Consider the following 23,732-nt stretch of genomic DNA (forward strand, 5'->3'; position numbering starts at 1 on the left):
AGGCTTTTTATGTGAAAACTATGACCAGCCTAACTAAGTTGGCTTAGAATTTATAATCTAAGGTAAGGCTGTAACCACGCTCTGCGCCAGGGTAGTTGCTTGCTGTTTGATAGTTTTTATCAGTAAGGTTAGTAATCCTAGCAAATAAATTCATTTTACTATTTAGACGGTAATTTACCCCGACATCTAATAAAGTATAGGCTTTAAGCTGGGTTTCTTGAATAGCAGAATTATCAAAACTACTACCTTGATAATTGACATCAAAAGTAAAGTCTAACTGTCCAAGAGAGTAGATAAAGTTATAGTTAGCCGAAAAGTATGGCCGCCTAGCTAATTTCTTGCCGGGTGATTTATCTTCAGCATCCACATGGCTTAAGGTTAACCTGTTGCTAGTATCAGCTATATCTGCCGAAAGAGTCGCTTCTGCACCAAATACTTCCGCTTTAGCTATGTTTTCCGGTTGCCAAGGGCTATATGGCACAGAGCTATCAAGAGGTGTCCATTCAATTAAGTTATCGATATTAGTTTTGTAGATTGATACTTCAGCAAAGAAAAGTTTATTATGATAGCGAGTTAAAAACTCTAAACTATCAGATGTTTCGGAAATAAGCTCTGGGTTACCTTGTAGTGGATAATATAAATCATTTAAGCTCGGTACTTTAAAAGCGGTACCATGACTTAATGAGAAAAGTAGCTGCTCACTAACTTGGTAACCTGCGGCTAATTGATAGCTAGTTTCACCATCAATATCACCTATTTTATCGTAGCGTATCGAGGCTTCAAGTTTTAGTCGTTCAATGTTACGGGTAGTGCTAATAAAAAACGCCTTACCATCACGCTCTGTTTTATCGTAAAAGTTATTGCTATCAATACTTTCGTTATACCACTCATAGCCAGCAGTTAATTCTGAAAATTCACCAAAGGGAAGTTGCGCTAAAGCCGTTACTTGCTCCCGGGTTGTGGTGAATGAACTATTTGGATTAGGAAAGCCATTTTGATTATTAAAATCACTGTAGTTATCTTCTGTGCTGTCTTGATAAGTACTTAAGCCTAGCTGTAAATACACTTGCTCAAGTTGCAGGTGGTTTCTTAATAACAGATGGTAGTTTTTATAGCTGATTTCATCACCTGTGTATTGGGTGTTAGCATCAAACTCTGTAGTGCCTTGAACGTACTGTGTGCTTAATTCAAGGGCGTATTGTTTGGTAAATTGGCTGGTGCCTAAAAGCCCTACAGATTGACGGTCATAACCATCATCATCATTTTTGTCATCAGCAGGTGGAATGCTGCCACTAGGGGCCGTAACATCAAAGCCTTTTGATTTTTCCAAACTCGCGCTTAAGGTATAGCTATGATCTTTATTACCAAAACCTAACGCACCGTAACCTTGATATAAGCTATTACTACCAACTCTTCCGCCTACTTGGCTCTCGCCGGCAGTTAAATCCCGAGTGAAAACCTGTACTACGCCACCGACGGCATCTGAGCCCCATAAGGCAGCTCTAGAGCCTTTTATTACTTCGACACGCTCTACTAGTTGCACTGGTATATCGGCGAGGCTTTTTACCCCAAGATCAGTTGAACCAAGGCGAACACCGTTCACTAAAACGAGAAGGTGATCTGAGCTGGTGCCACGAACAAAGCTTGACGATTTATGTGCAGAAGTACCTTGTGTGGTCATTGATATGCCAGCCACACGACTTAGTAAATCACTAACCGATAAAGGCTGGATTTTCTCAATATCTTCACGGGTGAAAATGTCGACAGCGGCTAACGTATCAAATTTATTTTGAGTACTGCGATTGGCGGTAACGACGATGGTTTCATCGTTTTTAGTGATTTTGTTAAAAATTTGGCTACTTGTATTTTCAGCAAAAGAAAGTGATGAGTAAAGTAGGCTGTGAATACATAGTGCTATTAATGTTTTTTTCATTTGCCCTCAATTATATACAGCTAATCATACCGCTAAACAGGTGCAAAGTATTTTACTACAGAAGCTGTTAAAGATGAGTAAGGATTAGTTGTTTTTTCATAGTCAGCGATATATCGATAAAGCTTATTAGCAATATCAGGCTTGTGTCCATTTTTACGAAAGAGGCAATGTTGTGGATTTTCCTATGGCTAAGATTAGTTTGACATTTATAGCCTTTGACTCATGAAATAAGTGGTCACTAGTTAAGTGGACTTCTTACTAAAATAAAAAGACATGAGACCTATTAAACAGGTTATAAATAGATTAACTTCTCCTGTCCTAAATTAAGTTAATAAACACAAAAAAGGTCAGTAGCAAAAGCTTCTGACCTTCTATTAAAAACCGTCACCTTATTTTAGGGCGGTAAACGCTATCAAACAAAACAGCTAGATTTAGTAGCTACTTTTATAAGTTGCTATAGCTAACTTGCAAAAAGTATTCTGCTCCAGGTGTAACATAGCCAGGCGCAGTTTCATAATCTGCATCGAATATATTGTTGGCTTTAACTTGCAACTTCCAAGCATCATTCAACTGATAATTAACACTAATATCAAGGGTGTTATAAGCCGATAATGTTGAATCTGAGTACGCGTCAAAGCGTGTTCCCTGATATTGATAAATACCCGTTAGGCTAACTTGTTCCCAGTCATATGTTGCGCCAATATTCGCTTTATGGCGAGCACGACGACTTAGCTGGGTTCCTGTTGTTTTGTCTTCAGTATCGGTATAAGTATAATTCGCAGATAAGTTGAGGCTTTCTACTTGCTGAGATACATTGAATTCTACGCCTTTTATTTTAGCATCTGCAATATTATCATATTGATAAGTAACGTAATTATAATCTAATAAGTTATCGAAACCTAGGTTAAAGTATGCAACTTCAGTTGTTACACCATAGACGTCACCACGGAGTAAAAATTCCCAACTTTGTGATGTCTCTAGTTCAAGATCAGCATTACCAGACCAGCTATCATAAAGTTGATATAAGCTTGGTGCTTTAAAACCAGTACCATAGTTAATACTAGTGAAAATAGAATCACTAATGTTATAACCTAGACTAACGTTATAGGTAGTTTTTGTGCCGGTATCTTCTACATCGTTATAACGAAGTGAAACTTCGCTAATAAATGCGCCTTCATTGTATAAAGCACCCGAAAATACACTGCTGGTATCTCGTGATACGCCACTAAAACCATCATTAGAACCGGTATACTCGTCTTGATAAAACTGACCACCAAAGCTAAAGCTCAAAGCATCAGCTACGTTGTAAACACCAACATAATCTGCTTGATTTCGCGTTGTTTCATCAACTGCTGGGTAGTCACCAAAACGTGTTTGTTCTTCTTGGTATTGGGCTAAACTAATGTCGTGAGACCATAAATCCTGTGCATAGTTTAAGCTAGTTGCTAACAAGTGTTTTTTGTATTCTTGGCTTGGGGCAATAACTGTCCATTCAGAGTTACCATCATAATCAAAATCACCCTCATCATATCGACCAACCCAGGTTAAAGTTAAGGCATCACTCAAAGATTGTTGACCCTTAAGTGACATATTAATTCTTTCATAGCCATCTTTATCGTCATCAACAGGGAAGTCATTTTTTGTTACATCGTAGCCGTCACTTGTTTCTTTACTAATACTTAAGGTTGTTGACCCTTCACCATGACTAATGCCACCAGTTACTCCAGCAGAAATATAATTATTTGAACCATATTCTACGGCTGCTTGATATTCACCACCGGCTAAATTACGGGTGAAAATCTGTATCACAGCACCAACCGCATCTGAACCGTACATTGCAGCACGTGGACCTTTTACTACTTCAATACGTTCAATTTGATATGTTGGTATATCATTAACCGTTGCGCCACCTGAACCTGTTACAGTATCAATACGTACTCCATCCACAACGAATAAGGTATGAGTTGAGTTTGTACCACGAACAAAAACAGAAGTATTTTGTGCCGGACCACCATTAGAAGCAATATCAATACCAGCGGTAAGTTTTAATAGTTCAGCTACTGACTTTGGTTGAATACGCTCTATATCTGTACGAGTAATAATAGATACCGCTGACATAATTTCATCGGTTGACTGTTTGTATGGGTTGCCGGTGATAAGCATAGTTTCATCGGCTTTGCTTGTTTTGTTAATTTGTTCAACAATATTTTGCTCAGCAAAAGAAAGTGATGAGTAAAGTAGGCTGCTAATACTTAGTGCTATTAAGGTTTTTTTCATGTTGTCCTCAGTTATAAGCACCCACCGTGCTTACAATGATTAATTTAATTTAGGCAGGTCTCCGGACTTGAGCTACAAAAAACTGTAACTTATACCGTTGCGGGGGCAGTATTGGGTTAACCAATTTCCCGTTTCACCTTCAGCTTTAGTGATTGCTATTTAGCCATCATCACTAAAGCTATTGGGCACCTAAAATATTTATTATTGACTAGCGTAAAGGCTAGTTATGCTTTTGTTGTAAAATCGTTCTTGTGTTATCAATGGCTTGGCACAAATCTTTTAATGCAGTTAAGCTGCGAATTGACATGCGGTGCATGGCATCGGCGTCAGGTTGAATTATTTGCTTATTGGCAACGGCTGGTATTATGGGCCAATCCTGCCAATTAAAGCCTTCACGCTCTTTTTGATTTACTGACAGTGGTTGAATAATAAGTTGCACTAAAGCGGGTAGTACTTGCTCTATGCTAATTTGCGGGTATGGCGTGAGCACTGGCTTAAAAGGGTTGTTAACTTTACAAACATTAAGGAACTGTTGTGGCCAACTGCCCTTAGCAACAGTTGTTAAAGGTCTTGACCATAGCTCATAAAAGCCTGTAATTTCTGTTTTCTTTTGATAAGCCTTGGTTATCTGCGCTAGCTCTTGTTCAAACTTTTGCGCCACTTGCTCACCTTGCTCTTTGTGACCGGTCAGTTTAGCAAAGCTACGCACTTCTTTAGCAATATCTTCGAATGTCTCTGGCTGTGAATAAACAATATTAAAGCCCAATTGCTCTAAGCGGGCTAAATCATCACTTGGGTTACCACTTTTCCAGGCGATAATTAAATCAGGTTGCAACTCGATAACTCGCTCTAGTTGTAAACGGACATAATTACCTATTCTTGGTATTTTTTTTGCCTGCTCAGGGTAGTCAGCAAATGCTGTGGTACCAATAATTTGTCCACCAGCACCGACATCATAAAGCATCTCAACAATATGCGGGGCTAGCGCAATAATAGTTGGCTTGCTTTCTTCTAGAGAGAGTTCTTTATTTGATTCTATATTCAGCTCTTTATTAACTTCTTTAGTAGGAAGGGCATAAGCTGAATTTGAAATGAAAAGTAAGGTAAGCAGCAGAGAGGTTAATTTCATTATGTTGTTTCTGTTTGGCGATAAGTTACGGAGCTAGCGTATAAGGTGCTAGCTCTCTTCTTTCTAAAGTTAAAGTGGTTCTATAGGTAAATGGCGCTTTACCAATCAATACCTTTTTGCGCTTTAATACCGCTGTCAAAAGCATGTTTGATTGATTGTACTTCGCTAACCGTATCAGCCAACTCTATAATGGCGCGGTGACAAGCACGGCCAGTGATGATGACATGTTGGTGCTTAGGGCGATTGTTTAATGCCTCAATAACTTCATCTAAATCAAGATACTTATACGACAACATGTAAGTCATCTCATCAAGTAATACTAAATCAAGATTATTATCGCTGAGTAACTCTTTGCATTTAAGCCAAACTTGCTTTGCTGCCGCAATATCTTTTTCTTTATCTTGCGTATTCCAAGTAAAGCCAGTGCCCATAACACTAAATTTAACACCGGCATTTTCAAGTAATTTTCGCTCACCACAGGCCCAGGTACCCTTGATAAATTGTGCAACCGCAGCATTAAGACCATGACCAACGGCACGGGCGACAGTACCAAAACCAGAAGTGCTTTTGCCCTTACCATTACCTGTTATGACTATAAGTATGCCGCGCTCATCGGTGGCGCTATCGATGCGAGAATCAACTTTGTCTTTTAGTTTTTGCATTCTTTGCTTGTGCTTGTCAGTCGTATTGCTGTCAGTTGTTTTTTCATCAGTCATAGGATTACCTCTGCTGTTTTATTTTATTAAATATTGATTTATTGGATATTTGTTCATTAAATATTAAGTTATTGCGCGTGAGCGATACATGATAAATAAGAAAAATATACTCCCGAGTGCCGAGGTTATAATGCCAATGGGTATTTCGGCGTGCGGTAATGATGAGCGAGCAATAACATCCACCCATATAAGAAATATAGCGCCAATTAAGGCACTGCCAATAATTAATTTCAGGGTTGTTACGCCAATCAATTGTCTAACAATATGAGGTATCATCAAGCCAACAAAGCCAATACCGCCGCAATAGGCAACAATCGTTGCGGTCAGGGCAGCACAAATACCTAACATAAGTAGGCGTAACTTATCGACATCAACGCCCAAACTGGCAGCACTTTCATCACCCAATAAAAGCGCATCTATTTGCCTGTGTACCGCAATGACGGTAACTATTGCTACAATAAGCACGCTAGCAATGACGTAGAAGTTAGCCATCTCAACACGCGCTAAGCTGCCCATAAGCCAGAAAATAACGCGGTTGGTGGCAAAGGGTTCGCCAAAATATAAAATAAATTGCGTAATTGAGCCAAGCATAAATGAAACGGCAACGCCGGCGAGCAATAGTTGCTCCATACGCTGAAGCACCTTAGCGATAAATACCACTATGATGACGGAAAATAGTGCCCCTAGAAATGCTGCCAAAGGTAGGGCTATGGTGAGGTTATCAGCCAATGATATATTAGCGATTGTTGCGCCTAAGCCTGCGCCGGAAACAATACCAAATAGATAAGGGTCGGCAAGCGGGTTGCGTGTGGTGTTTTGTAAAATAGCGCCGGCAATAGCTAAGCCCATTCCTGCGACTAGGGCAACTAACACTCTTGGAATACGGACTTGCCAAATAACAATATTAGCTATTTGGTTTTGACAGCTACCGACTAAGCAGCTAATTAACTCTGCAGAGTCTATATCAGCAGGGCCAAAAGTTACGGCTGCCATCGCAGATAAAATAACTAAAGCGATCAAGACCAAAAAGATAGTCGTAACTTTATTCATCAACTGACTCCGAAAAACGACTATGGTGCTCATCGGTCTCTGGCAAGTAGAATGATACTTGCGTCGCACCTGTCATCGGATCAATACTTTGCTGACAAGGTAGACCGAATACTTGGCTTAATTGTTTAGGTGTCAGTACTTCTTCGGGACTGCCATCACAAATTAATTGACCTTGATTTAATAGCAGTAAGCGTTGGCAGTATAAACTGGCTAAGTTGAGATCATGTACTGTCATGATAACGGTGATATTAAGTTTATTGACCAGTTGTAATACCTGATGTTGATAAAAAACATCTAAATGGTTGGTTGGCTCATCAAGGATCAAAACTTGACTCGCTTGCACAAGTGCTCGGGCAATTAATACCCGTTGTTGTTCGCCACCCGATAGTTGATTAAAGCTATGATGTAGTGCCTGCTCTAATCCCACTTTTTTCAGCGCTAAGTTGATTTGTGCTTTGTCGTGATCGCTGTCTAGTGAAAAAAGCGTTTTGTGCGGTAATAAACCCATTTTCATCACATCCTGCACGGATAATGCAAAAATGGTGTCATTTTTTTGCATGACTAGGGCAAAATGTTGGGCAACTTCTTTAGCACTGTATTGAGTTATGGCACGGCTTTTTAATTGCACGCTACCGGTAACATTAGTGCTGGCGAGAATATTGTTTTGATTGGTTATACAGCGTAATAAACTAGTTTTTCCCGCGCCATTGGGACCAATAATACCGATCACTTCACCTTTGCGAACATTGAAGTTAATGTTTTGCAAGATGGCTTTATTTTGAACCTGCCAGCTTAACTGGGAGATATTAAGGAGTGTCGACATAAATAAACTCGTGTTTTCCCGCACGGTAATAAATAATAGCAATCGAATTAAATAAGTAATTTCTTATTTTAATCCGTTTGCTATGAGTATAGTTTTTTTGGTTAGCTATCTGACTTTGAAATTATATTAGTGCTGAAGCTCAATATTATTTCATTTACAGTTGCGGGAACAGTGATGGATTCTTACCATCTTCATTAACACAAAAATTCTTTAGGACGCGGATTCTATATTGATTTCTTGATATTATCAAGTTTTAGGGGTTTAGACGGCTACTTGTTATGCTTATTGCCAATTAAACCTTAGAGTTTTGATGAACTTTACCTGATATTAGCTCATTTTAAGACGGATAATCTAGTCATAATTAATAATGCAAATGCTAATAGTTTTCACTTATAAAATAAACACTTAGTAACAGATAATTAGTCGAATAATTCGATAAAACTTGATCTTTCAACTAGTCTTTAAGACAACCGAATATCAGTGTTTTTTAACTTGTTATATTGAGGTGTCAGATGAAAGGTAATGCAAAAGTTATAGCGAGTCTAAATGGCTTGTTACACAATGAATTAGCAGCAATTGATCAGTATTTTACTCATTCGCGTATGTATCAAGACTGGGGCTTAGATAAACTTTATGAGCAACTAGATCATGAAATGCAAGAAGAGATCACCCATGCCGATGCGTTAATCAAACGTATTTTATTCCTTGAAGGTACGCCTAATCTAAAATCTCGCCGAGATTTACTTATTGGTAGTGATGTTCCGAGTATGCTTAAGAATGACTTAATTCTTGAAATGGAAGTGGTCGCTGCACTAAAAGCTACTATCACTTTATGTGAGAGTGAGGGGGATTTTCAAAGTCGAGAGATTCTAGAGAAGTTACTTGAAGATACTGAGGAAGATCATGTTTATTGGCTTGAAAAACAACTCGGTCTTATTGATAAAATAGGCCTACAAAATTATATCCAATCACATATGGGTCAGCATCTACCAGGGTAAGGGGAGTCATAATGAAAGGCAATAAACAAATACTTACGCTGCTTAATAGTGCTTTAGGTATTGAGTTAATAGCAATTAATCAATATTTTTTACATGCTCGCATGTATAAAAACTGGGGCTTAGAGAAGCTTAACAAAGCTGACTACAAACTTTCTATTGAAAAAATGAAGCAAGCTGACGAGTTAATTGAGCGGATATTATTTTTGGAAGGCTTACCCAATTTACAGGATTTGGGGCGTCTACATATAGGTGAACATGCGTCAGAAATGTTACAAGCTAATATGGATTTAGAGTATGTTTCTCGAAAGGCTTTACAAGCACTTATTGTAGAGAGTGAAAAGCTAGAAGATTATATTAGTAGGGATTTAGCAGAAGACTTGCTAGAAAATGTAGAAGAGCAAATTGATTGGATTGAATCACAACAATATATTATTGACCATGCAGGTATCGAGAATTATTTGCAGGCGATGATGGATTAGTACTTTATCGGATTGGTAATGTGGCAGGCTTTTATGAAAGCTACTTGTTCAGCTTAAGCTACTTTGGGTTGGGCTTCAGCAATTTGCAATAACTTTCTGTTCAGTACACGCTTAGTACATTGACAGCACTTGCCGCATTGCGAACCGACATTAAGCTCACTTGTTAACTGCTTCATAGTTTCTGCGCCATTATCAATTGCCGACTCAATTTGTGTATCGGTAACCCCATGGCAAATACAAACGTACATATAATTCTCAGCGTGAAAGTGACCCTTAAATAATGGTGTTTATAATAACCTTAATGATAATAATTATCAATAAGATTGTTTGTTAATAAAATTAATGAGTTAGTCTTTTTGTGCAAAAAAAGGCGAGGCGTTTTATATTTTTTAAGGTACAAAGTTAGCTGCCTAGCAGCTATTTTATTTGTGGTAAGAAAGCGAGTATTAATAATATGCCAGTCTTGAACTTGCTCATTAAAAAAGCCGGACTGTTGAAAGGCTTTGATTATAGTTCCACGTTGCCTCAGTATTTTTAACCCCTTTTGTAGCATTGTTATTCTATGTAAAAAACGAGCAAAGACGCTTTAAATGAACCCATAGGGCAATTGTTGTTTGAAATGTAGACTGCGTTATCGCACATTCATGTAATCAGCTACACCTTGTGCGCTCTGCCTTACCTACATATCAAACAAACTGCTGTAAAAGTTATCTCGAAAGATAAATAGACGCTAATGATATTAGTTTCTAATTATAAAGTTTTACCGTGTGGTAATACCGCATTGGAAAAGATAATACCTGCAACCAGTGACATAAATATCAAAAATGTTTGTGAGCCTAAATCGGGCACATTTAGCATATTCTGCCCAGAGATAGCACTATTTAAACCAATATAGACTTTAGAGCCAGGTACCAATACAACTAAGCCGAGTATCCTGACAATACTGGAAGGTAAGTTCATCACCCGTGAAAACAAGTTGCTGTATAAACCAAGGGCGAAGGCGCCAACAAAAGCACCTAAGGCGACACCTAAATAGGTACTTGCCCAGATGCTAACACCAAAGGCGATATAACCCGCAATCATGCCCCAAGGGGCGTCTTTTAACCTGACTTTAAATAGCACAACTAAACTTGCTGACAAGGTTGTTACTGCAAGCCATGAGGTCCACACTGGCATAGTTTCAGGAGGAACAAAGACCGCGCTTCCCCACATCAAGTTACCTAATGCCATACCTAAGACGGCACCGAAGTAAAGCTTAAATAACATCATGATACTGTCCATGATACGCGCGGTACCTGACATTAAATGTCGCGCAGCAAGTTCAGACAATCCAACGGTTAACGATAATCCGGGTATAAATACTATGATGCTTGAGAGAATGACCATGGGTATATTTATACTAGGATCAAATATTGATATTGCTGAAGCTAGCAATGATGCTGATAGCGCGGCTAGGGGCTCAAGTAAATCTGCCATACGGCGAGATTTTTCCGCCCAAAGAACAAAGCCAAAAATAACCCAGCCTAAGATGGCCGACCAGAAGACATCATGCCAACTGGTGTGCATTAACATGGCAAAGGCACCACTTGAAGCGCCAAAAGCTAAAAAGGATAGAAATGTGCCATACGGAGCTGGTTTATTTTTAACTTCGGCTAAACGCTCAATCGCTTCAGCTAAGGTGCGCTGACCATTGATTAATTCATCAACAAGTTCATCAATGCGCGCTAATGAGCCAAGATCGATATCTCCAGGGCTAACACGAACTAAATGATTATATTGCTGATCATCTTCATCATCAGATAAGATAAAGGTAAGTGCCGTCGGCGTAATGATAAATGAAGCGCGAATATCAAGAAATTTAGCAATAGATAAAAGGTTGTCTTCTAGGCGATAAGCGGTAGAGCCTAGCTTATGTAAAGCTTTGCCTAATTTGATGATAAAACGACGTTTTTGGTAAAAATTATCGGTTTGCTGCATAGCGATATAAAATGGTAAGTTGCACTGAATGCTATGGTAATCGATTTTGCGAAAACTGGGTATAAAAAACTACTTAAAAAATAAATAAAAAGAGAAAAAAATGACATTAATAATTATTTTGGCTTGTGTCTTTTTCGCCGTGTTCCTGATGGTTACTTTGGGGGAGAAGTTTGGTAAACCCATGACAGAAGAACAACAAGGTAAGTACAGTAAAGTTATACCTATACTGGTATTTGTCTTAATAGTCTCGGCCATTATCAAAATGATACTGTAAATAGCTTTAAACGACTTTATAGCTTGATCTTCATCAGGTAAAATCAGCTATATTATCTACTTTTCTAAACTATTTACCACAATGAAGAGAGTGCTTGAAATGCAGCAACTGCCTAAACTCGATTTAAAAAACAAAGTCTCAGCACAAGAATGGCAATTACGGGTCGATTTAGCGGCTTGTTACCGCTTATTACAAATGCATGGTTGGGATGATCTTATTCATACCCATATTTCAGCACGTATTCCCGGCACCGAGCATATTTTGATCAATGCTTTTGGTTTAGCTTTTGAAGAAATAACCGCCTCCAATTTAGTTAAAATTGATATCGACGGCAATATTATTGATAAAGATTGCCCGTTTACGATCAACCCGGCTGGTTTTACTATTCATAGTGCCGTACATCAAGTACGTCATGACGATATTTGTGCCTTACATATCCATACCAACGAGACTATTGCTGTAGCCAGTGTCGAAAAAGGTTTATTACCAATAAGCCAGTATTCAATGTTTGCTCTAGCCTCGATGAGTTACCACGATTATGAAGGCTTGGCGGTTAACGATGACGAAAAGCTTAGATTACAAAATGATTTAGGAGATAAAAACTTTATGTTATTACGTAACCATGGCGCCTTAACTATGGGAAAAACCATAGGTGATGCGTTTATGCATATGTATGATTTAACCCGTGCCTGTGAAATACAGTTGCAAGTAATGGCATCAGGTATGAAACCCATTTATGCTCCACAAAGTATTATTGATGGTATTAAAGCGCAAGCTAACATTGTTCATGATGGCGAAACCGGTGGCCAAAAAGCATGGCCAGCGATGTTGCGAAGAGTCTATCGTGCTGATCCAACTTTCGCAGAGTAGTGCTAATCTTTTTGCGGTATAACCCAATTTAGGCGTCAAGAGTACTTATTGACATTCGTCAACGCCGTGCTCTTTCCTTTAACTTGAATTATACCGCTGCAAGATGAGCGACTACTATCCAATAATTGAATGAATAAAAAATAAAATCGAGAAACAAATGAAAATAACCCATATAGAAGTCTTTGATATTGAATGTCCAAAGCGTGCTGGTTGGAACCCTGTTTTTGTCCGTATACATACAGATGAAGGTATTAGTGGTGTTGGTGAAGCGGGTTTAGCCTATGATTGGGGTCATAGTGCTGCTGCTGCCATGATTAAAGAAATCAGTGAAGCAATATTGATTGGTTTTAACCCATTTAATACTGAGCTTTTATGGTCGCGCATGTTGCGCGAAAGTTTTTGGGGATTAGGCGGTGGACCGGTTTTATATTCAGCGATGAGCGCTATTGATACTGCTCTTTGGGATATTAAAGGTAAGGCTTTAGGTGTGCCTGTTTACCAATTACTGGGTGGTAAGGTCAATGATAAATTACGTACTTATGCCAGCCAACTGCAGTTTGATTGGGATGTCGAAATCAAGAAGCTCATTGAGCCGGAGCAATATGCAGAAGCGGCATTAAAAGCGGTGGCACAAGGTTATGATGCGGTAAAAGTTGACCCTATTGTTTATAACGGTGATGGCAGTTCATCTTTTGATCGCACTAAATTATTTACTAAACCGCAAATGCGCTTGTTTGGTAATAGACTACGCGCTATTCGTGATGCTGTTGGTGAAGATGTTGATATTATTTTTGAATCGCATTCATTAATGGGTGCGGCATCAGCTATTCAAATGGGCAGAATTGTCGAAGAAGTTGGCTGTATGATGTATGAAGAGCCGGTTAACTACTTAAATCCAGCCGTACATAAAAAGGTTTCGGATAACGTTAATGTGCCAATTGCCGGTGGCGAGCGCTTGTACCATAGGTGGGATGTTAGACCTTATTTTGAAGATCAAAGCATTGATGTATTACAGCCTGATGTTGGTTTATGTGGCGGCTTTACCGAAACGAAAAAAGTTTGCGACTATGCCGATGTTTACGATATTCGCATTCAGGCACATGTTTGTGGTGGTCCGGTTGCAACAGCGGCATCACTACATTTAGAAACGGCTATTCCTAACTTCTTAATTCATGAACATCATACTTATGCGATTAAAGACTGGAACAGAGAGTTATGTTTACAAGACCCACAACCCGTAGATGGTTTTTTCCAGGTGACCGAAGTGCCGGGTATTGGTATTGAACTTAACGATGCAATTGTGAAAAGATCGCCAAACGTTACCATTAAATAGTTTAGTAAGCTTATTTGAGTATTACTTACAATTGGTAAACCTTAAGCGCATTGTCATACAGCAATGCGCTTTTTTCATTTTCACTACACTGCTTAATAAGATTAGAGCCGAGTATATCCTGCCAATAATCAGCATAACTTTTATTGCCTACCTCATTAGCCAGCTTCTTACCTAACCCTCTACCAAGTAAACACAGCGGAAAGTTACTGGCTAGCATTACTCGTTCAATTGAAAATTCTCTAATACAAAAGCTTGTTACCGCTGAAAACCAAGACATTTGATATTGCCTATCTGTCATCTCCCATCCAGAACACTTAATAAATACATTTGGGTACATAGCGAGTTCGCTTATATGCTTTTGCCATAAGTGCCATTCATCAGTATCAGTATTAGTTGAGGCGCTTTTAGGTGGGAAGCCTGCATGGTTAATGATAAAGCGCAGTTGGTCATTATTGGTGATGGTTTGTATTAATAACGGCATAACTTTGTTGGAATCTTCACCTGCCAGAGGTAGTTGCAGCTCAAATATAAAGTCAGTTACTTGATTAAGGCTGGCAAAGTTTTGCTGGACGTTTTGATTGCTTAAAATACTATAAGCTTGTTCATCAAGAATATGACGAGCCCCAATCATACTTGAGTGTTGCTGCAATTTATCCAGTATCTTAGTAAAGTCTAATGGTGATGCCAATAGGTTGATGCTAGCAACAGTTCTACTATTTGGATGAGGCAAGCCTTCAATGGCTAGGTTGTTAAAGGTTAAGCTTTCAAGGTATTCGAGCTCACGCCAAGGTTTAGCATTATCAAAGCCCGCTTCAATATGAACAAAACCACTGAGATTAATGTTACTGGTGAGGACTAAACACTTGGTTAAATCATCAATGGAAAAGTCATGCTGGATAAGCGACTTATCGGGCCAAAAGGGTGGGTTTTCTGATTTAAGCCAATGGTAATCGCCAAGCGAACGCGCAAATAAATGCAAATGAGGATCGATAATGTTAATTGTCATAACGTTATTGTAGAGGCCTTTATATATGCAAGTCTTGTCTGTTACGGGTTCTTATTTTTATTATTGTTATTGCGCGGTATAGCCGCCATCAATCACTTGCAAGCTACCAGTGATAAATTTGGCTTTATCTGAAGCTAAAAATAGCACCAACTCCGCTACTTCTTCAGGTTGCCCTAAACGCTGTAATGGTTGTAATTTCTCTTCTTCAAGGTGTATTGCCGCTTTATCCGCACCTGATTTTTGACAATAATTATCAATTGCTTGGTGGTATAGCGGTGTTTCAATGGTGCCTGGGCAAACGGCATTAGCACGAATATTATAGCTAGCGTAATCAAGCGCGGTAGTTTTAGCGATAGAGGCGAGGGCGCTTTTACTCAGGTTATAAGCAAAAGAATTCTGTTTGGCAATTAATGCCTGATCGGAAGCCATCAACAATATTGCGCCATTTTTATTCGCTTTCATCGATGGTAGCACCGCTTTTATCGCGGCATAGGCACCCTTAACATTAATATTAAAGACCTTATCTAAATCTGCTTCACTGGTATTTTCAATATTGGCGGAAAAATGAATACCGGCATTAGAGACCAAAACATCAATAGTATGCTGCTTAGCAATCTCAGTAATTATTTCGCTAACTTGTTGAGTGTTAGTGACGTCACATTGGCGGTACTCACTTTTGCAGTCAACACCTGCTGTTGAAGGGCATAAATCTAAATTAAACACCTGGTAATTATTCTCAATAAATAGTTTTACAATACTTAAACCAATACCAGAGCTACCACCGGTGATCACACATACTTTTTTCATTAAATTTACTCAGTTAACGCAATTATAAGAAATGATACCTGTAAGCTAAGCCAAGTTCCATTTAGTTCTTTGTGTAGTTTGCATGATAATGAGTATATAATATTGGCAATTCGTTTAATGAGGTTTTTCCATGAGAGCTTGTGGTGTAGAAATTAAGAGCAATGATGCAATAATTTGTATCATGTCTAAAGAAAATAACTTGTATGATATTCCTCATACACGTGTACAAAAAATTAGCCTAGATAATGCAGGCGATGCCGAGCAAGTGCAAAAATTTCAATTTACTTTTGCCAAGTTGATGGAAGATTACCAGGTTACTCATGTACAAATTAAAGGTCGTGCTTTAAAAGGTAAGTTTTCTGGCGGCCCTATTGGTTTTAAAATTGAAGCAGCTATTCAGTTAATTAGTGAATTGAACGTTGAAATTTTAGCCGGTAGCTTTATTAAGAAAGAATTAGCAAGAAGCCAAATTGATATTGATTTTAGAGACACGGGCTTAAAGCAATATCAAGAAGAAGCATTTACTACAGTATTCGCTTATTTAGAGTCTCAAAATAATGCTTATAACGTACAGCCTGAAAGTAATAATCAAGAAGATTAAACTTTATCGTGCTGTGATTTGTGCATTATTTGTAAATTTATATAAGCTTAGTGATTAACGTCAGTAAGCTTTTTTTATGTCTGCTATTTAAAAAGTGGCAATAACATGATTTAATCAAACAACTGTTTGAATAGGTCTGACCTCAGACCAGAATGTTTATCAAACCCAAAAGTTAACCATTGGAGAAAATCATGCCAGAGTATAAAGCACCGATCAGAGACATTAAGTTTGTTATGCAAGAGTTACTTGATTGCGATAGCCATTATCAAAAATTAGGTTATGAAGATGCTAGTTTAGATATGGTCGATGCCATTATTAGCGAAGCAGCAAAGTTCACCGAGCAAGTTGTTGCGCCTATCAATCAAATAGGTGATGAACAAGGCTGTACTTGGACCAATGGTGAGGTGACCACACCCGATGGCTTTAAAGAAGCTTATCACCAATATGTTGAAGGCGGTTGGCCAACATTAGCGCAAAATGTAGATTTTGGTGGCCAAGGTCTACCACATTCATTAAATACTGCAATAACAGAACTTTTCTCTAGTGCGAATCATAGTTTTGCTATGTACCCAGGTTTGAGTCATGGCGCATTAGCGACTATTGAAGCCCATGGTAGTGAACAGCTAAAAAATCAATTCATCCCTAAATTAGTTGAAGGGTCTTGGACCGGTACAATGTGTTTAACTGAATCACATTGTGGTACCGATTTAGGCATGTTACGCACCAAAGCCGAGTTAAATGAAGATGGTAGCTATTCTTTAACTGGCTCAAAAATATTTATTTCTGCCGGCGAACACGACCTATCCGACAATATTGTTCATATTGTTATTGCTAGAATTCCTGGCTCCCCAGAAGGCAGCAAAGGTATTTCGTTATTTATTGTGCCTAAGTTTAATGTTACAGATGATGGTGCTCTAAGTGATCGTAATGCCGTTTCTTGTGGCTCTATTGAACATAAGATGGGTATTAATGCTAATGCAACTTGTGTGATTAATTTTGATGGCGCTAAAGGTTACTTAATTGGCGAAGTTAATCGTGGCTTAAATTGCATGTTTACCTTTATGAACGTTGCCCGTTTAGGTGTAGCTACTGAAGGTGTTGCTGCTGCCGAGGCATCATTTCAAGGCGCATTAGCTTATGCAAAAGACAGACTACAGATGCGCTCTTTATCAGGGGTGAAGAATCCTAAGGGTCCAGCAGATGCAATAATAGTTCACCCAGATGTTCGCCGCATGTTATTAACACAAAAATCTATTGCCGAAGGTGGTCGAGCATTGATTGCCTATTTAGCTCAGTTAGTCGATATCGGTCATGCTAGTACATGTGAAGAGGAAAAAGCAGCGGCAGAAACTAAACTGGCTTTATTAACACCTATTGCTAAAGCTTTCCTTACCGAACTAGGTTTAGAATGTACTAGTCATGGTGTGCAAGTTTTTGGTGGCCACGGTTTTATTAAAGAGTGGGGCATGGAACAACTAATGCGTGATACTAAAATTAGTTGTTTATATGAAGGCACTACCGGTATTCAAGCCTTAGATTTATTGGCTAGAAAGATATTAGGTTCTAAAGGAAAAATCCTTAAAGCTTTTGGTAGTGAAGTAACCAAATTCTGTTTAGAGAATGCAGAAGACGATGCTATGCAAGAGTTTATTCAACCAATTATGAGCTTTGGCGGTGATTGGCAAAAAATGACTGAAAAAGTCGGCGAAAAGGCTATGCAAAATCCAGATGAAATAGGCGCTGCTTCGGTTGATTATTTGATGTATTCTGGTTACTTAACCCTGGCTTATTTCTGGGCGAAAATGGCAAAAGTTGCTCAAGATAAACTTGCAGAAGGTAGTGATGAAGAAGCCTTTTATCAAGCAAAAATTAAAACAGCGCGTTTCTATTTTCAACGTATATTACCACGAGCCAAGGGTCATGCCGCTTGTGTTGAAAATGGCGGTGAATCTATGATGGCACTTGATGCGGATGACTTCTCTTTCTAAGCTTTCAAGTCTGCTTTACCCTACATTGTTAGAGTAATAAAAAAGCGCTTATCGATTAACTCGACAAGCGCTTTGTTTCTATTTATTTGCTTGTATTTTTAAGGTAATAAATAGAGTAAATAACTAGAGTGCTACAGCCCTAATACTTGTTTACCTTGTTTAAAGACAATATCTACCGGGATATTCGCGGCTTCTAAACGTGCTAAGTCTGCCGCAAGGATTTCACCAATCACACCGCTCTCTTTTACTAATTTATCAACACCTTGGTAGTCGCCATTACCTTGTAAGGTTAATATTAGTTCAGATAAAGAGTTAATTGCCGCAGTCATCTTGTCAACATTAATGCTATATAAACCTTGCTCATTGCGGCTAAAGGCACCATTTTCTTGGAAGTAATTAAAACGTACCATGTTGGCCTTGCCGTGAGCTGAGCTAGCACCAAAGCGAATTGAACGGAAAATTCCAGCCAAAAAGGTAGTGTAATAATCTTCTAAGGTACCTTCAGTGATTGCGCCTTTATTAAGTAATTGACGAATCATGTATAAACCAAGAATGTCGGCTTTACCTTCTTCTAATGCTGAAGCATGTTCTTTTAATGCTTGGCGAACCGGACCTTGACCGTTAAGGGTGTTCTTAATACCTAAACCATGAGCAACTTCATGAAACATGGTATTAGCAAAGAAACCGGTGAAGGTGACGTTTTTACGCTGCTCAGGCACGATAAGCGTATCAGCGATAGGTAACATGATGGCATCAAACTTTGCGCGCATGGCATTTTTCAATTGTAAACGTCTGGTGCCTTTTTTCAGCTGTACTTCTTCATCATTTGGTAAGTTGATAGCAATTGTTTTACTACCCGCATTTGAGTGACCGGCATAATAAATAACATCGTAAGCATTTAAGTCAGCATCTGAGCCAGGAACTTCGGCTTTATACTTTTTGGCTACCGGTAAACCCTTTTGTAATTCAGGTAAAAACTGAGCGTATTTAGCCAGTTTTTCACTCCAGGCCATGTCTTTAATCAAAACATACGATTCAAAAGCAGCGCGATAACCGTAAAGTTGGTCTTCATAGCTTTCAATCGGTCCAATAACCACATCAATTGGGTTATTTTTCATGTCCATCCAAGCGTAATCTGAGGCTTGGTATTCATCAGTGCGTAATGCTTGAGCACGCATGGTGAGATAATTAGCAAATTCTTTGTCATCGGCAAATTTTGCTGCTTCATCAAGAATAGCTGCTGCACGGGTCATTTTGTCATGATAAATTTCTGAGTAAGCGACAGTCATCAGCTTACCTTCGTTATCACGTCGAACAACCGAATAAAGGCCTTTTTTGTCGCTAAAATCACTCTGCTCAAATTCAGACTTAGTCATATCGCTAGGATAAAATTCAGCGCCGTGTGCTTTTGTTGTCGCTTGGCTTAAAAATATTTTATCGCCATCGAGACGATCCCAAGGACCATAGTTTACTTCAGCAAAGCGTCTGACGTTTTCATCACTAATACTCGCTAAGAAGCTTTGCTTGTCTTGTGAGAAAGCTTGCAGCCAAAACAAGTCATCCATTATTTTAGAGGCATCAATCAATAAAGCTAACATTTGCTTTTGGTTTGTTGATAAATGGCTTAAATCGGCACTTAGGGTGACTTCTTTGTATATATTTAAACGATTTTCAAAACCCGCAAGAAGCTCAGGTTGATTGGCAGGCTTTAGCTGTTCACTACTAAGGCTTGTAGTATTTTGCTCAGTAGCAACTTCTTTAGCTGCATTATCTTCATCAGTATTATTACAAGCAGTTAATGTGGCGCTAGCCAGTAATACTACCGCGGCAATTTTTGTTAGTTTTAGTGCTTTCATAGCAGGTCTCTATAAATAAGTTGCCTAGAGACTAGAAAAAAATGGAGCTGAGTGCAATAGAAAAGAGTAATTAAACACTCGCTGAACTGTAAAAATAACGCTTTGCTTTAAAGCTGAGCTGAAGTTGACTAAAAGGGGGGCAGAAGGGGACCAAAGGAAGTTTAAAGGAATCCTAAGAAGAAAAGTGTCAGGTAAATTTCAGACATAAAAAAACCGACTAAAGTCGGTTTTTAAATGAAAAATATAGTGCACTATATTTTTACTTCATAAAAAATACAGTTAAAGCAATAATTAAAGTGCTTTAATTTTTGCATTTAAACGGCTCTTAGAACGAGCTGCTTTGTTTTTATGAATAAGACCTTTACTTGCGTAACGGTCTAAAATTGGTGTAGCAGCAGCGAATTCTTTTGTTGCTACGTCTTTGTCACCAGCTTCAATTGCTGCTAGTACTTTTTTAAGTAAAGTACGCATCATTGAGCGACGACTTGCATTATGTTGACGGCGCTTTTCAGATTGTACTGCGCGCTTCTTAGCTTGCTTTGAGTTAGCCAAGGTGATCTCCTAAAAGAGTGATTATAAGCTTAAATTTAAGGCGACGAAATATGCCTCTTTTTTTGCTCTTTGTCAAATGTTTTAATTGTTTAATTGAGTCTTAACGATAAAAATTAACGATAAAAAGCAATTAAAAAGAATATGGTTGCTGTTTACGGTGAGAATTATCGCCGATAGAACAGATCATGTTGTGAACAGCGGTAAGTATACATTGTTTAAATAGCTAAAATCATCACATAATACACATTATTTATTTTTGCCATATTTCCACAGTATTTTTGTACCGATTTTGTATGGGTGTAGCACTATTAATCAATCAAAAAAAATTTGATTGGAGGACGTTTTTTTGAGTAAAAAATTAATTAAATCAGGGTTGATTGTTAGTGTTATGACATTGGTCTCTCGGGTATTAGGTTTAATACGCGATGTAGTCATTGCTAATGTGATGGGCGCGGGGGCGATGGCAGATGTATTTTTATTTGCTAACAAAATCCCTAATTTTTTCCGAAGACTCTTCGCTGAAGGGGCCTTTGCCCAAGCTTTCGTGCCAGTATTAAGTGAATATCAGGTCAAGGATGAACAGCTAGGTGATCAGCATGATGGCAAAAAGACCCAAGAACAAACACGTTTATTAATTGCGCAAGCTTCCGGTACCTTAGGTGTAATTATCACCGGGGTGACCTTGTTCGGTATGTTGGCGTCGCCCTTATTTGTTATGTTGTTTGGTTTTGGCTGGTTTGTCGATTGGTTTAATGATGCGCCAGGCGGAGAAAAATTTACCCTAGCAAGTAATCTGCTGAGTATTACTTTTCCTTATTTATGGTTCATTAGTTTTGCTGCGCTTTCAGGTGCAGTGCTCAATACCATGGGTCGCTTTGCTGTCGCCGCTTTTACGCCAGTTTTACTAAATGTTGCCATTATCGGTATGGCTATTTATGGTGCGCCTTATACCGAGAGCCCAGCCCATGCATTAGCTTGGGGGGTGTTTTTAGGCGGCTTAATCCAGTTTCTTTTCCAGATACCATTTTTGTACAGAGCAGGCATGTTGGTTAAACCAAAATGGGCTTGGCATAGTGAGGGTGTTACTAAAATAAGAAAATTGATTATACCGGCCTTGTTTGGTGTTTCCGTTACACAAATCAACTTATTACTTGATACATTAATTGCCAGTTTCTTGATTACCGGCTCTATTAGTTGGCTTTATTATGCCGATCGGTTGTTAGAGTTTCCACTAGGGCTTTTTGGTATTGGCATTGCCACTGTGGTGTTACCTAGCTTGGCAAGGCTGCATAGTAAAAATAATCCCGCAGAATTTAGTGCCACCCTAGACTGGGGCATACGTGTCATCAGCTTATTTGGTTGGCCAGCTTTAGCGGGTTTAATGGTGTTAGCACAGCCCATTATTATGGTGTTATTTATGCGCGGTGAGTTTACTCAAGACACTGTTATTCAGGTCTCAATGGCATTGTTTGCTTATTTGTCAGGCTTGTTAAGTTTTATGTTTATCAAAATATTAGCGCCAGGTTATTACGCGCGACAAGATACTAAAACGCCAGTGAAAATTGGTATTACAGCCATGGTTGCTAATATGGTTTTTAACTTAATGTTGGCACCATTTTTAGGTTATGTTGGTCTGGCATTGGCTACCACGCTGTCAGCAACCTTGAATGCTTGGCTGCTATATCGCGGGTTAAAAGCGCAAGGCGTTTATCAATTGTCGGCTAAAACGCTCATTTTCATTGCTAAATTAGTGTTAAGTGCCAGCGTTATGGCGTTAGTTGTTTATCAATTATCCAGTGACTTTGATGTTTGGTTAGCAATGGACTTTCTTGAACAAGTACAGCAACTAATTATCTGTATTACTGCTGGCGTCGCTAGTTATCTGCTAATGATTATTTTGTTAGGTATACGTTTAAATGACTTTACGATAGCTAAAGGCGAAAAATAAGCTAAATAAAGTGCTTGAGCTACTGATTATTAGCGCTCGCTGGTATATAATTTTCCGATTTATTTTATACGAATGTCAATGTTGAGGTTCGTTGTGGCTTAGCTAATGTTTTAGTTAGGTTATTTAGCGTGATAGTAAAAGGCAGAATAATAACTAATGCAGTTAGTTCGCGGTATACATAATATTCGATTACAAGATCATGGTTGTGTATTAACTATTGGTAATTTTGATGGTGTGCACTTAGGCCATCAGCAAGTGATTAAAGCACTGGTCAGTAAAGCTAAAGCATTAAATTGTGTGGCGGCGGTATTAGTATTTGAGCCGCAGCCACAAGAACTTTTTTCGCCAGAAACTGCGCCTGCTCGATTATGCCGTCTACGTGATAAATATAATCTATTAGCAAAGCTTGGTGTACAACGACTTATTTGTGTTAATTTTACTGCTAAGTTTGCTAGTCAAAGTGCTGAACACTTTATCGAGCATTTGTTAGTTAAAAAACTTGGCATAAAGCATCTTATTGTTGGCGATGATTTTCACTTTGGTAAAAATCGTACGGGTAACTTCACCATGTTATGCCAAGCAGGCAAAGAATACGGTTTTGATGTTTCCGATACCAGAAGTTATAAAATGGCTGATTGCCGTATTAGTTCAACCGCTATTCGTCAAGCACTCGAGCAAGATGACTTAGTGACCGTTAAACAGATGCTAGGCAGAGAATATTCAATTATTGGTCGCGTTTTTCATGGTGATAAGCGTGGCCGTCAGTTGGGTTTTCCAACCGCCAATGTCTTACTAAAAAGACGTGTATCACCGCTCAGTGGTGTGTTTGCTGTCATGGTAAATACCCAAAATGGGCAATTTAAAGGTGTTGCCAATATTGGTGCTAGGCCGACTATCAATGGCATAAGGCAGCAACTAGAAGTACATATTTTTGATTTTGATGAAAGCTTATACGGACAATGCATTGAAGTGATAGTGAAGAAAAAACTGCGCCCAGTGATAAAGTTCGACAGCCTTGAGGCGCTAACTGCGCAAATTCATCAAGACAGTGAACAAGCAAAAAAAGTATTAGCATAAGGTCTTACCTAGGCTTTATCTGCGCTTTACTTTAGATA

At 38.7% G+C, this 23,732-nt stretch carries 21 protein-coding genes and 2 riboswitches; of the genes, 9 read left to right on the forward strand and 12 right to left on the reverse strand.

What is annotated here, in order from left to right; all coding sequences use genetic code 11:
- Window positions 1–43: 43 nt before the first annotated feature.
- From HRT55_RS09405 to HRT55_RS09430, 6 genes are all read right to left on the reverse strand, one after another.
- Window positions 44–1,933, reverse strand: coding sequence for a TonB-dependent receptor (locus HRT55_RS09405; protein WP_291620747.1), 1,890 nt, complete (start codon window positions 1,931–1,933; stop codon window positions 44–46).
- A 444-nt stretch (window positions 1,934–2,377) separates the two neighbouring features.
- Entirely contained in the window at window positions 2,378–4,210 is a 1,833-nt protein-coding gene (locus tag HRT55_RS09410) for a TonB-dependent receptor (RefSeq protein WP_291620749.1), read from the reverse strand.
- 34 nt (window positions 4,211–4,244) lie between these two features.
- Window positions 4,245–4,418, reverse strand: a riboswitch (cobalamin riboswitch).
- Window positions 4,419–4,430: 12 nt separating this feature from the next.
- Window positions 4,431–5,339, reverse strand: a complete 909-nt coding sequence (locus tag HRT55_RS09415; RefSeq protein ID WP_291620751.1) for a cobalamin-binding protein — start codon at window positions 5,337–5,339, stop codon at window positions 4,431–4,433.
- A gap of 98 nt (window positions 5,340–5,437) precedes the next feature.
- Window positions 5,438–6,055, reverse strand: coding sequence for a cob(I)yrinic acid a,c-diamide adenosyltransferase (gene cobO, locus HRT55_RS09420; protein ID WP_291620753.1), 618 nt, complete (start codon window positions 6,053–6,055; stop codon window positions 5,438–5,440).
- A 63-nt stretch (window positions 6,056–6,118) separates the two neighbouring features.
- Window positions 6,119–7,105: an iron ABC transporter permease gene (locus HRT55_RS09425; RefSeq protein WP_291620755.1), complete on the reverse strand. Its 987-nt coding sequence runs from the start codon at window positions 7,103–7,105 to the stop codon at window positions 6,119–6,121.
- Complete coding sequence (locus HRT55_RS09430) at window positions 7,098–7,928, reverse strand: ABC transporter ATP-binding protein (RefSeq protein WP_291620756.1); 831 nt, start codon at window positions 7,926–7,928, stop codon at window positions 7,098–7,100. The genes HRT55_RS09425 and HRT55_RS09430 overlap by 8 nt, the downstream gene beginning before the upstream one ends.
- An 85-nt stretch (window positions 7,929–8,013) precedes the next feature.
- Window positions 8,014–8,148: riboswitch (cobalamin riboswitch) on the reverse strand.
- A 292-nt stretch (window positions 8,149–8,440) separates the two neighbouring features.
- Here HRT55_RS09430 and bfr (HRT55_RS09435) point away from each other — a divergent pair.
- Both bfr (HRT55_RS09435) and bfr (HRT55_RS09440) read left to right on the forward strand, forming a co-directional pair.
- Complete coding sequence (gene bfr, locus HRT55_RS09435) at window positions 8,441–8,926, forward strand: bacterioferritin (protein WP_291620758.1); 486 nt, start codon at window positions 8,441–8,443, stop codon at window positions 8,924–8,926.
- Between the two features lie 11 nt (window positions 8,927–8,937).
- A complete protein-coding gene (gene bfr, locus HRT55_RS09440) occupies window positions 8,938–9,405 on the forward strand; it encodes a bacterioferritin (RefSeq protein WP_291620760.1) in 468 nt (155 codons plus the stop codon).
- Window positions 9,406–9,458: 53 nt separating this feature from the next.
- Here the strand turns inward: bfr (HRT55_RS09440) and HRT55_RS09445 are convergent, their stop codons facing one another.
- Window positions 9,459–9,653, reverse strand: a complete 195-nt coding sequence (locus tag HRT55_RS09445) for a (2Fe-2S)-binding protein (RefSeq protein WP_291614442.1) — start codon at window positions 9,651–9,653, stop codon at window positions 9,459–9,461.
- A 502-nt stretch (window positions 9,654–10,155) separates the two neighbouring features.
- The gene (locus tag HRT55_RS09450) at window positions 10,156–11,382 is read right to left on the reverse strand and encodes a threonine/serine exporter family protein (protein WP_291614444.1); all 1,227 of its coding nucleotides are present in this window, start codon (window positions 11,380–11,382) and stop codon (window positions 10,156–10,158) included.
- 100 nt (window positions 11,383–11,482) lie between these two features.
- On the opposite strand from HRT55_RS09450, the gene HRT55_RS09455 reads away from it, so the two are divergent.
- The 3 genes from HRT55_RS09455 (at window position 11,483) to HRT55_RS09465 (ending at window position 13,859) form a co-directional block, all read left to right on the forward strand.
- Window positions 11,483–11,656 (forward strand): hypothetical protein, encoded by a 174-nt coding sequence (locus HRT55_RS09455; protein ID WP_291620762.1) that lies wholly within the window; start codon window positions 11,483–11,485, stop codon window positions 11,654–11,656.
- Window positions 11,657–11,755: 99 nt separating this feature from the next.
- The gene (locus HRT55_RS09460) at window positions 11,756–12,526 is read left to right on the forward strand and encodes a class II aldolase/adducin family protein (RefSeq protein ID WP_291620764.1); all 771 of its coding nucleotides are present in this window, start codon (window positions 11,756–11,758) and stop codon (window positions 12,524–12,526) included.
- A 157-nt stretch (window positions 12,527–12,683) separates the two neighbouring features.
- The gene (locus HRT55_RS09465) at window positions 12,684–13,859 is read left to right on the forward strand and encodes a mandelate racemase/muconate lactonizing enzyme family protein (RefSeq protein ID WP_291620765.1); all 1,176 of its coding nucleotides are present in this window, start codon (window positions 12,684–12,686) and stop codon (window positions 13,857–13,859) included.
- A 25-nt stretch (window positions 13,860–13,884) separates the two neighbouring features.
- On the opposite strand, the gene HRT55_RS09470 is transcribed toward HRT55_RS09465, so the two are convergent.
- Both HRT55_RS09470 and HRT55_RS09475 read right to left on the reverse strand, forming a co-directional pair.
- Window positions 13,885–14,865, reverse strand: a complete 981-nt coding sequence (locus HRT55_RS09470; protein ID WP_291620767.1) for an amidohydrolase — start codon at window positions 14,863–14,865, stop codon at window positions 13,885–13,887.
- Window positions 14,866–14,931: 66 nt separating this feature from the next.
- Window positions 14,932–15,672, reverse strand: coding sequence for an SDR family oxidoreductase (locus HRT55_RS09475; protein ID WP_291620769.1), 741 nt, complete (start codon window positions 15,670–15,672; stop codon window positions 14,932–14,934).
- Between the two features lie 130 nt (window positions 15,673–15,802).
- On the opposite strand from HRT55_RS09475, the gene HRT55_RS09480 reads away from it, so the two are divergent.
- Window positions 15,803–16,273, forward strand: coding sequence for a DUF3010 family protein (locus HRT55_RS09480; protein ID WP_291620771.1), 471 nt, complete (start codon window positions 15,803–15,805; stop codon window positions 16,271–16,273).
- 191 nt (window positions 16,274–16,464) lie between these two features.
- A complete protein-coding gene (locus HRT55_RS09485) occupies window positions 16,465–18,261 on the forward strand; it encodes an acyl-CoA dehydrogenase C-terminal domain-containing protein (protein ID WP_291620773.1) in 1,797 nt (598 codons plus the stop codon).
- Between the two features lie 131 nt (window positions 18,262–18,392).
- Here the strand turns inward: HRT55_RS09485 and HRT55_RS09490 are convergent, their stop codons facing one another.
- Window positions 18,393–20,117, reverse strand: coding sequence for a Zn-dependent hydrolase (locus HRT55_RS09490; RefSeq protein WP_291620774.1), 1,725 nt, complete (start codon window positions 20,115–20,117; stop codon window positions 18,393–18,395).
- A 291-nt stretch (window positions 20,118–20,408) separates the two neighbouring features.
- Window positions 20,409–20,669, reverse strand: a complete 261-nt coding sequence (rpsT, locus tag HRT55_RS09495; protein ID WP_291620776.1) for a 30S ribosomal protein S20 — start codon at window positions 20,667–20,669, stop codon at window positions 20,409–20,411.
- A gap of 346 nt (window positions 20,670–21,015) precedes the next feature.
- Here rpsT and murJ point away from each other — a divergent pair, with 346 nt between their 5' ends.
- Together murJ and ribF are read left to right on the forward strand one after the other, a co-directional pair.
- Entirely contained in the window at window positions 21,016–22,617 is a 1,602-nt protein-coding gene (gene murJ / locus HRT55_RS09500) for a murein biosynthesis integral membrane protein MurJ (protein WP_291620778.1), read from the forward strand.
- Window positions 22,618–22,773: 156 nt separating this feature from the next.
- A complete protein-coding gene (ribF, locus tag HRT55_RS09505; RefSeq protein ID WP_291620781.1) occupies window positions 22,774–23,694 on the forward strand; it encodes a bifunctional riboflavin kinase/FAD synthetase in 921 nt (306 codons plus the stop codon).
- Window positions 23,695–23,732: the final 38 nt, after the last annotated feature.

Origin of the sequence: Colwellia sp., from assembly GCF_013214175.1 — a bacterium.
In the GTDB taxonomy this organism is placed as follows: Bacteria; Pseudomonadota; Gammaproteobacteria; order Enterobacterales; family Alteromonadaceae; genus Colwellia.

Bases quoted from the DNA above. Each gene is read 5' to 3' on its own strand.
- HRT55_RS09405 (WP_291620747.1), bottom strand. From the start codon at position 1,933: ATGAAAAAAACATTAATAGCACTATGTATTCACAGCCTACTTTACTCA.
- HRT55_RS09410 (WP_291620749.1), bottom strand. From the start codon at position 4,210: ATGAAAAAAACCTTAATAGCACTAAGTATTAGCAGCCTACTTTACTCA.
- HRT55_RS09415 (WP_291620751.1), bottom strand. From the start codon at position 5,339: ATGAAATTAACCTCTCTGCTGCTTACCTTACTTTTCATTTCAAATTCA.
- cobO (WP_291620753.1), bottom strand. From the start codon at position 6,055: ATGACTGATGAAAAAACAACTGACAGCAATACGACTGACAAGCACAAG.
- HRT55_RS09425 (WP_291620755.1), bottom strand. From the start codon at position 7,105: ATGAATAAAGTTACGACTATCTTTTTGGTCTTGATCGCTTTAGTTATT.
- HRT55_RS09430 (WP_291620756.1), bottom strand. From the start codon at position 7,928: ATGTCGACACTCCTTAATATCTCCCAGTTAAGCTGGCAGGTTCAAAAT.
- bfr (WP_291620758.1), top strand. From the start codon at position 8,441: ATGAAAGGTAATGCAAAAGTTATAGCGAGTCTAAATGGCTTGTTACAC.
- bfr (WP_291620760.1), top strand. From the start codon at position 8,938: ATGAAAGGCAATAAACAAATACTTACGCTGCTTAATAGTGCTTTAGGT.
- HRT55_RS09445 (WP_291614442.1), bottom strand. From the start codon at position 9,653: ATGTACGTTTGTATTTGCCATGGGGTTACCGATACACAAATTGAGTCG.
- HRT55_RS09450 (WP_291614444.1), bottom strand. From the start codon at position 11,382: ATGCAGCAAACCGATAATTTTTACCAAAAACGTCGTTTTATCATCAAA.
- HRT55_RS09455 (WP_291620762.1), top strand. From the start codon at position 11,483: ATGACATTAATAATTATTTTGGCTTGTGTCTTTTTCGCCGTGTTCCTG.
- HRT55_RS09460 (WP_291620764.1), top strand. From the start codon at position 11,756: ATGCAGCAACTGCCTAAACTCGATTTAAAAAACAAAGTCTCAGCACAA.
- HRT55_RS09465 (WP_291620765.1), top strand. From the start codon at position 12,684: ATGAAAATAACCCATATAGAAGTCTTTGATATTGAATGTCCAAAGCGT.
- HRT55_RS09470 (WP_291620767.1), bottom strand. From the start codon at position 14,865: ATGACAATTAACATTATCGATCCTCATTTGCATTTATTTGCGCGTTCG.
- HRT55_RS09475 (WP_291620769.1), bottom strand. From the start codon at position 15,672: ATGAAAAAAGTATGTGTGATCACCGGTGGTAGCTCTGGTATTGGTTTA.
- HRT55_RS09480 (WP_291620771.1), top strand. From the start codon at position 15,803: ATGAGAGCTTGTGGTGTAGAAATTAAGAGCAATGATGCAATAATTTGT.
- HRT55_RS09485 (WP_291620773.1), top strand. From the start codon at position 16,465: ATGCCAGAGTATAAAGCACCGATCAGAGACATTAAGTTTGTTATGCAA.
- HRT55_RS09490 (WP_291620774.1), bottom strand. From the start codon at position 20,117: ATGAAAGCACTAAAACTAACAAAAATTGCCGCGGTAGTATTACTGGCT.
- ribF (WP_291620781.1), top strand. From the start codon at position 22,774: ATGCAGTTAGTTCGCGGTATACATAATATTCGATTACAAGATCATGGT.